At 73.4% G+C, this 12,207-nt stretch carries 7 protein-coding genes; all 7 read right to left on the bottom strand.

The window, feature by feature from the left end; translation table 11 throughout:
• Positions 1-49 precede the first annotated feature (49 nt).
• Positions 50-2,101, bottom strand: a complete 2,052-nt coding sequence (rho, locus tag O7606_RS25440; protein ID WP_281596514.1) for a transcription termination factor Rho — start codon at positions 2,099-2,101, stop codon at positions 50-52.
• Positions 2,102-2,397: 296 nt separating this feature from the next.
• Positions 2,398-3,342: a homoserine kinase gene (gene thrB / locus O7606_RS25435; RefSeq protein WP_281596513.1), complete on the bottom strand. Its 945-nt coding sequence runs from the start codon at positions 3,340-3,342 to the stop codon at positions 2,398-2,400.
• 33 nt (positions 3,343-3,375) lie between these two features.
• Complete coding sequence (locus O7606_RS25430) at positions 3,376-4,620, bottom strand: MFS transporter (RefSeq protein ID WP_281596512.1); 1,245 nt, start codon at positions 4,618-4,620, stop codon at positions 3,376-3,378.
• Between the two features lie 112 nt (positions 4,621-4,732).
• The gene (locus tag O7606_RS25425; RefSeq protein ID WP_281599874.1) at positions 4,733-8,002 is read right to left on the bottom strand and encodes an efflux RND transporter permease subunit; all 3,270 of its coding nucleotides are present in this window, start codon (positions 8,000-8,002) and stop codon (positions 4,733-4,735) included.
• Positions 8,003-8,205: 203 nt separating this feature from the next.
• Complete coding sequence (gene thrC, locus O7606_RS25420) at positions 8,206-9,255, bottom strand: threonine synthase (protein WP_281596511.1); 1,050 nt, start codon at positions 9,253-9,255, stop codon at positions 8,206-8,208.
• Between the two features lie 170 nt (positions 9,256-9,425).
• The gene (locus O7606_RS25415; protein WP_281599873.1) at positions 9,426-10,739 is read right to left on the bottom strand and encodes a homoserine dehydrogenase; all 1,314 of its coding nucleotides are present in this window, start codon (positions 10,737-10,739) and stop codon (positions 9,426-9,428) included.
• A gap of 8 nt (positions 10,740-10,747) precedes the next feature.
• Positions 10,748-12,133, bottom strand: coding sequence for a diaminopimelate decarboxylase (gene lysA, locus O7606_RS25410; RefSeq protein ID WP_281596510.1), 1,386 nt, complete (start codon positions 12,131-12,133; stop codon positions 10,748-10,750).
• Positions 12,134-12,207 lie beyond the last annotated feature (74 nt).

Raw genomic sequence — 12,207 nt, 5'->3', positions numbered from 1 at the left:
AGGGCCCGGCCGTGACCGGCCGGGCCCTCTCGTGTCGTCCGTCCGACGGCTACTCGCCCGGCGTCGACTTGGCGATCTGCATCAGGAACTCGATGTTGGTCCGGGACTGCTTGAGCCGGTCCAACAGGAGATCCAGCGCCGCCTGCGAGTCCAGCGAGTGCAGGACCTTGCGGAGCTTGTGCGTGATGGCCAACTCCTCCGGCGCGAGCAGGATCTCCTCCTTACGGGTGCCGGAGGTGTGGATGTCGATGGCCGGGAAGACCCGCTTGTCGGCGATCTTCCGGTCCAGCTTCAGCTCGGCGTTGCCGGTGCCCTTGAACTCCTCGAAGATCACCGTGTCCATCACCGAACCGGTCTCCACCAGGGCGGTGGCGAGGATGGTCAGCGAGCCGCCGTTCTCGATGTTCCGCGCCGCGCCGAGGAAACGCTTCGGCGGGTACAGCGCGGTCGAGTCGATACCACCGGACATGATCCGGCCGCTGGCCGGCGCCGCCAGGTTGTACGACCGGCCGAGCCGGGTCACCGAGTCGAGCAGCACGACCACGTCGTGCCCCAGCTCGACCAGGCGCTTGGCCCGCTCGATCGCCAGCTCGGCGACGGTGGTGTGGTCCTGCGGCGGACGGTCGAACGTGGCCGCGACGACCTCGCCCTTGACCGAGCGCTGCATGTCGGTGACCTCTTCGGGCCGCTCGTCGATCAACACCACCATCAGGTGGCACTCCGGGTTGTTGTGGGTGATCGCGTTGGCGATCGCCTGCAACACCATGGTCTTACCGGCCTTGGGCGGCGACATGATCAGCGCCCGCTGGCCCTTGCCGATCGGCGTGACCAGGTCGATGACCCGGGTGGTGAGGATGTGCGGCTCGGTCTCCAGCCGCAGCCGCTCCTGCGGGTAGAGCGGGGTCAGCTTGTAGAACTCCGGACGACGGCGGGCCTCCTCCGGCTCCATGCCGTTGACCGAGTCCAGCCGGACCAGCGGGTTGTACTTGTCCCGCCGCTGCTCGCCGTCGCGGGCCGCCCGCACCGCCCCGGTGATCGCGTCGCCGCGCCGCAGGCCGTACTTCTTCACCTGCGACATGGAGACGTACACGTCGTTCGGGCCGGCCAGGTAGCCGGTGGTCCGGACGAACGCGTAGTTGTCCAGGACGTCGATGATGCCGGCCACCGGGACGAGCACGTCGTCCTCGCTGACCTGGGGCTCGCGCCCGCCGCCGGTGTCGCCGCCGGTCTCGTTGCGCTCGCCCCGGCCCCGCCGGCGGTCCCGGAAGCGGCTGCGCCGACCGCGCCGGCCGCCGCCCTCGCCGTCGTCGTCCCCGTCGTCGCCCCGGTCGTTGCGCTGGTCGCGGTCGTTGCGCTGATCGCGGTCGTTGCGGTCGGCGCGCTGGTCCCGGTCGCTGCGCTGGTCCCGGTCGTTGCGGTCGGCGCGCTGGCCCCGGTCGGCCCGGTCGCCCCGGTCGTTGCGGTCGGACCGCTCGCCACGGTCGCCCCGCTCGGCGCGCTCGTTGCGGTCGCCCCGGTCACCGCGCTCGGCGCGCTCGTTGCGGTCGCCCCGCTCGGCGCGGTCGGTCCGGTCGGTCCGCTCCGCCCGGTCGGTCCGCTCCGCCCGGTCGGTGCGCTCCGCCCGCTCGGTCCGGTCGGTGACCTCGGGAGCCGCCTCGCGCGGCTCCGCCTCGACCGGCGCCGGCGCGGCAGCCGCAGCCGCCGCGGCCCGCTCGGCCGTGGTCCGGCCACGCCGGGTACGCGGGCGGGCGGGCTCGGCCTCGGCCGGCGGGGCGGTCGGCTCCGCCGGCGCCTCGGCCCGGACCTCGGCCCGGACCTCCTCGCGGACCGGGGCGGCGGCGGCAGCCGCGACCTCGGCCCGGGGACGCGGCGCCCCGGCGGCGGCGCCGCCGGACTGCCGCTCCGTGATGGCGCTGATCAGCTCGCCCTTGCGCATCCGCGCGGTGCCCGAGATGCCGAGCGACGCGGCCAGACTCTGCAGCTCCGGCAGGAGCATCGCCGACAGGCCCGTGCCACTGCGCCGACGACGGACGGGGGCGGCGGCGGTGGCTTCGCCAGCGACGTTGGAAACATCCGACGTCACGTCGGTGGTGTCGCTCAATGGATTCCTTCCCTCGATAGGCCGGGGCTGCCCGGAGTCGAAAAGCTCAGGTGGCCGGGCGGCCTCGGTGCACCCGTGTCGCATGACGCGCCGCGGGAGTGTGACACAGCAGCCGGTCGGGTTCCCGCCTCACCCACGCCGGTGAGCAGGTCTCGCCGTCTGCGGCGACCTGTGGAGACTGCGGTGCGGCGTAGGCCTAGGCAGGGGTGAGACGGACTGACCGCCGAGAGCTTCGGGGGTGCGCCGACCCGCAGAGAGATCGCATGCTTCGCGGCTGTGCTAAGTCTAGAGCGTAATCAACTCATGCGACCTGCGGCAACAGGGTCCCGCTCGGCGTGTCCCAGTCTACCCCGTGCGACCCGTGCTCCGCCGACATCCACCGGCAACCGCCAGACCTGCCATCCTGTTCCCGACTCCAGGTCCGCCGGGGGCTCGGCCAGCGCCAACACGGTCGGCCCGGCCCCACTGACCACGGCCGCCACACCGGCCGCACGCAGCGCGCTGACCAGCTCGTACGTCGCCGGCATGCCGGCCGCCCGGTAGTGCTGGTGCAGCCGGTCCTCGGTCGCCGGCAGCAGCAGCCCCGGCGCGGCGGTCAGCGCGTGCACCAGCAGCGCGGCCCGACCGGCGGTCAGCGCGGCGTCGGCGTGCGGCACCGTCGACGGCAGCGCCGCCCGGGCGGTCGCGGTCAGCCCCCGCTCGTCCGGCACGAACACCGTCGGGCACACCCCCTCGGCCGGCGTGAGCGACACCGCCCGCGCCCCGGACGGCTCCGTCCAGGCCACCGTGAAGCCGCCGAGCAGGCAGGGCGCGACATTGTCCGGGTGGCCCTCGATCTCGGCGGCCAGCCGCAGCGCCCCGGCGTCGTCGAGCCGGTCCGTCCCGTCGACCACCAGCGCCCGGGCCAGCAGGACCCCGGCCACGATCGCCGCCGACGAGGAGCCCAGCCCCCGGGCCTGCGGGATCCGGTTCACGCACTCCACAGACAGCCCGGCGGGCTGGTCGCCGAGGACGTCGAAGGCGGCCCGCATCGCCGTCACCACCAGGTGGCCGTCGTCGTGGGGCAGTTCGCCGGCGCCCTGACCGGTCACCCCCACCCGTACCCCGCCGGCGGTCACCTCGGCGGCCACGTCGTCGTACAGGCCGAGCGCGAGACCCAACGCGTCGAACCCGGGACCCAGGTTGGCGCTGGTCGCGGGCACCCGGACACGGACCGGGCCGGTGGCGAAGTTCACGGGCACGCGTTCATGCTAGGGGTCGGCCGGTGACCGGGCTCAGCCGGAGGTCACCGGGTCGGTCACCGAGGGCCGGTCGGACAGCGACAGCCTGCGGGTGGCGATCCGCCAGCCGACGGCGTACACCACGGTGGTCAGCCCGCACCCGGCCAGCACCACCCGCTCGTCGACGGAGTCCACAAGCGCCGCGACCACCAGTTGGCTGACCGAGATGGCGAGCGTGGCCAGCATCATGTCGGTGGCGAAGATCCGGCCGCGCAGCCGGTCCGGCACCTCACCCTGAAGGGCGAAGTTCGACATCACCCAGTTGCTGCCGCCGGCGAAGTGCGCCACGAACACCAGCGCCAGCACCAGCGGGAACCAGGTGGTCAGCGACACCCCCACGTAGGCCAGCCCGTACGTGGACATGGACAGCGCCAGCCCGGTCAGCAGCCAGCGGCGGTTGGTCAGCACCCGGCGCATCAGGATCGGACCGACCAGCGCCCCCGCGCCCCGCACCGCGAACAACAGTCCGGTGCCGATCGCGCCCACCCCGTACAGGCCGGCGAGCAGGGGAAAGACGGTGAGCACCCCGTTGCCGAGGCCGACCGCCGACTTCACCGTGACCAGGGCCAGCACCCGGGGCCGCTGCCCGATGTACCGCAGCGCCTCGGCGATCGCCACCCAGGTCCGCTGGGCCGGCTCGGCCCGGTCGCGGGGCGCCTGCAACGGCCGGCGGATCAACGCGGTCAACCCCGCCGCCACCACCAGGCCGACCGCCGCGATCCAGAAGCAGGCGTACGGGCCGAAGGCGGCGCTGATCACGCCACCGAGGGATGCGCCCACCACGGTCATCGTGCCCCACGCCGACCCGGCGACCGCGTTGCCGGCGGCCAACTCGTCCGGGTCGAGCACGTTCGGCAGGGCCGCCTGGGCGGCCGGCGAGTAGAACGCCTTCGCCACCGCGATCACCGAGATCGCCAGCATGGCCACCAGGGCCGCGCCGGCGCCGCGTACCGCCAGCAGGAGCAGCGCGCCGGCCAGGGCGGCGGCGTTCGCCGACATGAGGATCTTCCGGCGGTCGAAGCGGTCGGCGATGGTGCCGGTGTACGGCAGCAGCAACGCCAGGACCCCGGTGTCCAGGGCGAGCACCAGCGCGCCCCACACCCCGCTGCCGGTCAACTCCGGCAGGAGCACCAGCAGCGGCACCATGACGAACCAGTCCGCGCCGAAGACCACCAACTCGGCGAGGAAGAGGATGCGGAAGTCGCGGTTCCGGGTGAGGACCGAAAGTGTCGAGGCCACGTACCCACACGCTACCCGCGACGATCACCGGAGGCGGGGCGTGAGTCGGGTCCACGATCGAACGAGGGTCCTCCTCCGGCGGGCACGGCCGGCCGGAGGAGGACCGGGACGTTCAGTCCTGCGGCGGGATCGGCGACTGCCGGCTCCTGGGCAGCCGCAGCACCTCGAACTGGTCGGTGCCGTCGACGAGCGCCGCCGACGGGGCCGGGCGGGTGGCCGTACCGCCGCTGGTGGACGCCTCGCCCGCCGCGCCGCCGGCGGCCACCGTGGCCGGCTCGGACGCGCCGGGCGGGGTGTCGCCGGCCGGCGGGGTGTCGGCCCCGCCGGCGCGGGCCGACCGCCGGGCCCGCCGCCGCTCCTTGACGCCCTCCACCATGGTGTAGAGCGTCGGCACCAGCACCAGGGTGAGCAGGGTCGAGCTGAGCAGACCGCCGATCACCACGATCGCCAGCGGCTGGGAGATGAAGCCGCCCTCGCCGGTGAGGCCGAACGCCATCGGCAGCAGCGCGAAGATCGTCGCCACCGCGGTCATCAGGATCGGGCGCAGCCGGCGCCGGCCGCCCTCGACCACCGCCTCCTGCACGCCCATGCCCTGCGCCCGGTACTGGTTGATCAGATCCATCAGCACGATCGCGTTGGTGACCACGATGCCGACCAGCATCAGCACGCCGATCAGCGCCGGCACGCCCAACGGGGTGCCGGTGACCAGCAGCAGGCCGATCGCGCCGATCGCCGCGAACGGGATGGAGACCAGCAGGATCAGCGGCTGCACCAGGCTGCGGAAGGTCGCCACCATGATCAGGAAGACGATGGCGATGGCGGCCAGCACGGCCAGCCCCAGGTCGGCGAAGGCCTCCTCCTGGTCGGCGCTCACCCCGCCGACGGTCAGGGTCGCCCCCGGCACGTCGATGTCGGCGAGCTTCTGTCGCAGCTCGTTCGTGGTGGCGCCGAGGTTGGAGCCGGTCGCCGTGCCGGTGACCGTGACGCTGCGCTCACCGTCGATCCGGGTGACCTGCTGGAGCCCCTCGACCTGCTGGATGGTGGCGATGTCGTCCAGGGTCACCTGACCGATCGGCAGGGCACGCAGCTCCGCGAGCGAGGTCGGCGGCCGACCGGCGAACCGCAACACCACGTTGCGTTGTCCACCGTCGAGGGTGACCTGGCCGATCGGGCTGCCCCGGAACACCTGGGCCACGACCTGCCCCACCGCCGCCTCGGTGAGCCCGTACCGGCCCGCGGCGGCCCGGTCGACGGTGACGTCCACCCGGGGCACCCGCTCGGCCAGGCTGGTCGAGACGTCCTCGACGCCGGCCAGCCCGGCCACTGCCGCGCGGGCCTCCTCGGTGGCGCGGGTCAGCGTCTCCGGGTCGCCGGCCTGGACGATCACCGCGATCTGGTTGGCGGACCCGCCACCCTGGCCGCTGGGGAAACTGATCTCGCCGACGCCGTCCCCGAGCGCGTCGAACTCCCGGCGCAGGTCCTCCTTGAGCCGGTCGGTGTCGGTGTCCTCGTCGAGGGCCAGGACGTAGTTGGCGGCGCTGTTGCCGCCGCCGCCCTCCCAGGGCAGCCCGCCGCCACCGATGGTCACCTGGTACGTCTCGACGCTGTCGGTGCGGGCCAGCACCTCCTCGACCCGCTCGGCCGCCGCGTCGGTGCCGACCAGGCCGGTGCCGACCGGCAGTTTCTGCTGGACGTTCAGGGTGTCCTGGCCGGAGTCGTCGATGAAGTTGGTCTCCAGCCGGGTGGACAGGGCGAACGTGCCCAGCAGCACCACCAGCCCGATCGCCACGGTGGCCCACCGCCGCCGGGTGGCGAACCCGATCACCGGCAGGTACGCCCGCTGCAACGGGTTGCGCAGCTCCTTCTCCTCGGCCTCGCGGCGGACCGCCTCGTGGTCGACGTCGCCGTCGACCGGCCGGAGGAACCAGTACGCCAGCACCGGGATGATGGTCAACGAGACCAGCAGCGACGCCAGCAGGGCCACCGTGACGGTGATCGCGAACGGCGCGAAGAGCTGCCCGACGAAGCCCCCCACCAGGGCGATCGGGGCGAACACCGCGACCGTGGTGAGGGTGGAGGCGGTCACCGCGCCGGAGACCTCCCGGACGGCGGTGAGGATCGCCTCGCGTTTCGGCTCGCCGTACTCCAGGTGGCGTTTGATGTTCTCCAGCACCACGATCGAGTCGTCCACCACCCGGCCCACGGCGATGGTCAGCGCCCCGAGGGTGAGCAGGTTCAGCGAGTAGTCCCCGGACCACAGGGCCAGCAGCGCCACCAGCACCGACAGCGGGATGGAGACCGAGGTGACCAGGGTGGACCGGACGGAGAGCAGGAAGACCAGGATGACGATGACCGCCATGACCAGGCCGAGCAGCCCCTCCGTGGTCAGGCTCTCGATCGACTTCTCGACGAACGGCGCCTGGTCGAAGACCACGGTCAGCTCGGCGCCGGAGGCCTCCTCCAGCTCGGCGAGCAGGTCCCGGATGTCGTGCGAGATGGCCACCGCGTTGCCGTCCGGCGCGGCGGTGACGGCGATGCCGAGGCTGTCCCGGCCGTTGGTGCGGGTGATCGAGGTCGGCGGGGCGAGCTGCTGCTCGACCGTCGCCACGTCGCCCAGGCGGACCACCGCCGAGCCCCGTGAGCTGGGCGCGACCACGATGCCGCGCAGGTCGTCCAGGCTGGACAGCGGCGTGCCGACCTGGACGGTCAGCGACCGGCCGGCCTCGGCCACCGCGCCCGCCGGCACGGTGACCCCGTTGGTCTGCAACGCGGCGCCGAGCGCGGTGGGCTGGAGCCCCGCCGCGGCCAGTCGCGCCGGGTCGGGGGTGATCACCACCAGCTCGTCCCGGGTGCCGGTGACCTCGACGCCGCGGACGCCCTCGACCGCCTTCAGCTCGGGCACCACCGCGCGGTCGAGCTGGCCGGCCAGCGCGGTCGGGTCGTCGCCGCCGGCGGCGGCGATGACCACCGCCGGGAGGTCGTCGGTGCTGCCCGCGATGACCTGCGGGTCGACGTCCGCCGGGAGCTGGTTCCCGAGCCGACCGATCGCGGTCTGCATCTTGCTGACCACGTCGTCCACGTCGGTGCCGAAGACGTACTCGACGACGATGCTGGCGGAGCCCTCACGGGACGTGGAGGTGATCTTCTCGATCCCCGGGATGCCCTGGAGGCTGTTCTCGATCGGCTCGGTGACCTGTGACTCGACCACCTCCGGGCCGGCGCCGGGGTAGGTCGCGACCACGAACGCCGCCGGGAACTCCAGCGACGGCAGCAGTTGCTGCTTCAACGACGGCACGGCGAACGCCCCGAACGCCGTGATCACCACCGCGATGAGGGCGACCAGCCCCCGGTTGGCGAGGCTCAATCTGGCGAGCAGCGACATCGGCAGGCTCACTCCTGGGGTAAGGGTCGGCTCGGTACGGGTAGTCTGCCCCACCCCGGTTACGCCGCCCGCACTGCCCCGCCCGCGCGAAACGAGATTGTCGTCACCCTTCTCCGGGCGTCACGACACCGTCGTCACGACCGGCGCGGGACGGGTCGTGACGTCGCGGAACCCGGCCGGACCGGGCCTGTCGCGGGTACCGGTCAGACCAGATCCAGGGAGCGGGCCGCGGCCAGCGGGTCGTTGGCGATGGTGATCGGGGACGGGGCGGTGGAGATCGCCCACTCCGGGTCCTTGAGGCCGTGACCGGTGACCGTGCAGACCACGGTGGAGCCGGCCGGCACCCGACCCGCCGCGCCCTGCTGGAGCAGCCCCGCCACGCTGGCCGCGCTGCCCAGCTCGACGAAGACGCCCACCTCCCGGGCCAACAGCCGGTACGCGTCGAGGATCTCCCGGTCGGTCACCGCGGCGATCAGCCCGCCGGAGGCGTCCCGGGCGTCGATCGCCTTCGTCCAGCTCGCCGGGTTGCCGATCCGGATCGCGGTGGCGATCGTTGACGGCTGGTCGACCACCCGGCCGCCGACGATCGGGGCGGCCCCGGCCGCCTGGAACCCGTACATCCGGGGGGCCCGGGTGGCGACCCCGGCGCTGAGCTCCTCGGAGTACCCCATCCAGTACGCCGAGATGTTGCCCGCGTTGCCGACCGGCAGGCAGTGGATGTCCGGGGCGTCGCCGAGGGCCGCGACGATCTCGAAGGCGGCGGTCTTCTGCCCGTGCAGCCGGTCGATGTTGACCGAGTTGACCAGCGCCACCGGGTAGTCCTGGGCGAGCTTCGCGGCCATCGAGAGGCAGTCGTCGAAGTTGCCCTGCACCTGGATCAGCTTCGCGCCGTGCACCAGCGCCTGGGCCAGCTTGCCGAGGGCGATCTTGCCCTGCGGCACCAGCACCGCGCAGGTCAGGCCGGCGCGGGCCGCGTACGCGGCGGCGGAGGCGCTGGTGTTGCCGGTGGACGCGCAGATGATCGCCTTGTTGCCGGCCTCGATCGCCTTGGAGACGGCGAGGGTCATCCCCCGGTCCTTGAACGAGCCGGTCGGGTTGGCCCCCTCGACCTTGAGGTGGACGTCGCAGCCGAGCCGGCTGGAGAGCACCGGCGCGGGCAGCAGCGGGGTGTTCCCCTCGTGCAGCGTGACGACGGGCGTGGCCTCGGTGACCGGCAGCCGCTCCCGGTACTCCTCGATCAGACCCCGCCACATATCGCTCTCCTCGCGTCGTGCGACCCCGCCGAGTCGCAGGGCCTGGCCAGCGTGGACCAGTATCCCGGTCAACGGGACACCGGTCCCGGGCTTACCCACCTGGCGGGACGCCGGCTCAGCTCACGCGCCGCCCGTGCCGCGCCGCCCAGCCCCACGCGGCACGCTTCGGCTCACGCGCCGCCCTCCACGCGCAGCACGCTGGCGATGGACCGGACCGCGTCCAGCCCGCGCAGCTCCTCGACGGTGGCGGCCAGCGCGGCGTCCGGGGCCACGTGCGTCACGATCACCAGCACCGCGTCCACGCCCCGACCGGCCGGCTCGGCGCCCGCCGGCGCCTGGCGGACGGTGGCGATCGACACGTCGTGCCGGGCGAAGACCCCGGCCACCGCGGCCAGTACGCCCGGTTTGTCCGCCACGTCCAGGCTGACGTGGTAGCGGGTCAACGCCTCACCCATCGGCCGCACCACCAGGTCCGCGTAGGCGGACTCGCTGGGCGCGCGTACCCCGGCCAGCCGGTTACGGCCGACCGCCACGATGTCGCCGAGCACCGCGCTGGCGGTGGCCGCGCCACCCGCGCCCCGGCCGTAGAACATCAGCGGCCCGGCCGCCTCCGCCTCCACGAAGACCGCGTTGAACGCGTCCCCGACGCTGGCCAGCGGGTGGCTGCGCGGGATCATCGCCGGGTGCACCCGGACGCTGACCGACCCCCGGCCGGCCGCGTCGACGCCCCGGGCGGCCAGACAGAGCAGCTTGATCGTGCAGCCCATCGCCTTGGCGCTGGCCATGTCGGCGGCGGTGACCTCGGTGATCCCCTCCCGGTGCACGTCGGCCGCGCCGACCCGGGTGTGGAACGCCAGCGAGGCCAGGATCGCCGCCTTCGCCGCCGCGTCGAAGCCCTCCACGTCGGCGGTCGGATCGGCCTCGGCGTACCCCAGCTCGGTGGCCTCCTCCAGCGCCTCGGCGAAGCCGGCCCCGGTGGCGTCCATCGCGGAGAGGATGAAGTTGGTGGTGCCGTTCACGATGCCGGTGACCCGGTTGATCCGGTCCCCGTGCAGCGACTCGCGCAGCGGACGCAACAGCGGGATCGCCCCCGCCACCGACGCCTCGTAGTAGAGATCCGCGCCGCCGTCGGCCGCCGCGTCGTGCAGCGCCGCGCCGTCCTCGGCGAGCAGGGCCTTGTTCGCGGTCACCACGCTCTTGCCCGCGCGCAGCGCGTCGACCAGCCAGCTCCGGGCCGGCTCGATGCCGCCGACCACCTCCACCACCACGTCCACGTCGTCACGCTTGATCAGCCCGACCGCGTCGGTGGTGAACAGCTCCGGGTCGACCGGCAGGTCGCCGCGGTCCCGGCCGAGCCGGCGCACCGCGATCCCGGCGATCTCCAACGGGGCGCCGATCCGGGCCGCCAGGTCGGCGGACTGCTCGTGCAGCAGCCGCACCACCTCGCTCCCGACGGTGCCGCAGCCGAGTATCGCCAAGCGCAGGGGTGACGTCATCCAACATCCAATGCGAGCAGGTCCGCTTCGGTTTCCCGGCGGACGATCAACCGGGCCCGACCGTCGCGCACCGCCACGACCGGGGGTCGGGGCACGTGGTTGTAGTTGCTGGCCATGCTCCGGCAGTAGGCGCCGGTGCCCGGCACCGCGACAAGATCTCCGGGCTGCACGTCGGCGGGCAGGAATTCATCCTTCACCACGATGTCCCCGGACTCACAGTGCTTTCCCACCACGCGGGCGAGCATCGGCTCGGCCGTCGACGACCGGGAGGCCACCGTCGCCGAGTACGACGCGTCGTACAGCGCGGTACGGATGTTGTCGCTCATCCCACCGTCGACGCTGACGTACGTGCGGATCCCGTCGACGTCCTTGACCGTGCCGACCTCGTAGACGGTGAACACCGCCGGCCCGACGATCGCCCGACCCGGCTCGATGGACAGCCGCGGCACGGCGAGCTGCTCCGCCGCGCACTCCCCGTCGACGATCTTGCGGAGCCGTTTCGCCAGGTCCTGCGGGGTCGCCGGGTCGTCCTGCGTGGTGTACGCGATGCCGAAGCCGCCGCCGAGATCCAGCTCGGGCAGCTCCACCCCGCGCGCGTCCCGGATCTGCGCCTGCAGGCCCAGCACCCGGCGGGCGGAGACCTCGAAGCCGCTGGCGTCGAAGATCTGCGAGCCGATGTGCGAGTGCAGGCCGCGCAGCTCCAGCACGTCCTCGTCGAGGACGCGCAGCGCGGCGGCGATCGCCGCCCCGCCGGCCAGCGAGAAGCCGAACTTCTGGTCCTCGTGGGCGGTGGCGATGAACTCGTGGGTGTGCGCCTCCACCCCGACGGTCACCCGGATCAGCACCCCGGGGCGGACCCCGCGGTCCCGGGCCAGCGCGGTGAGCCGGTCGATCTCGGTGAACGAGTCGAGGATGATCCGGCCCACCCCGGCGTCCAGCGCCCGGGCCAGCTCGGCGACCGACTTGTTGTTGCCGTGGAAGCCGATCCGCTCCGGCGGCATCCCGGCGGCCAGCGCGACCGCCAGCTCCCCGCCGGTGCAGACGTCGAGGAACAGCCCCTCCTCGGCGATCATCCGCACCACCGCCCGGCAGAGGAACGCCTTGCCCGCGTAGTAGACGTCCTCGTCGGGGAAGGCGGCCCGGAAGTCCCGGCAGCGGGAGCGCAGGTCGTCCTCGTCGAGCACGTACACCGGGGTGCCGAACTCGGCGGTGATCGAACGGACGTCCAGGCCCGCGACGGTGAGCTCGCCGTCCGCGCCGCGCGCCACCCGCCGCGGCCAGAGCTGCGGCACCAGGTCGTTGACGTCGACCGGGGTACGCAGCCAGGCCGGCCCCCGGCTGCCGATGTCGCCGTGCAGGGCGCCGGCCTCGTGCGCGCGCATCAGCAGCCTCCGTTCCAGGTCGGCCGGGTCGACGGAGCGGACCGGGCGGGCCGGGTGGACCGGGCGGGCCGGGT

It is taken from the genome of Micromonospora sp. WMMD882 (genome assembly GCF_027497255.1).
Lineage (GTDB): Bacteria > Actinomycetota > Actinomycetes > Mycobacteriales > Micromonosporaceae > Micromonospora.
This window is presented reverse-complemented; position numbering and strand designations above follow the sequence as displayed.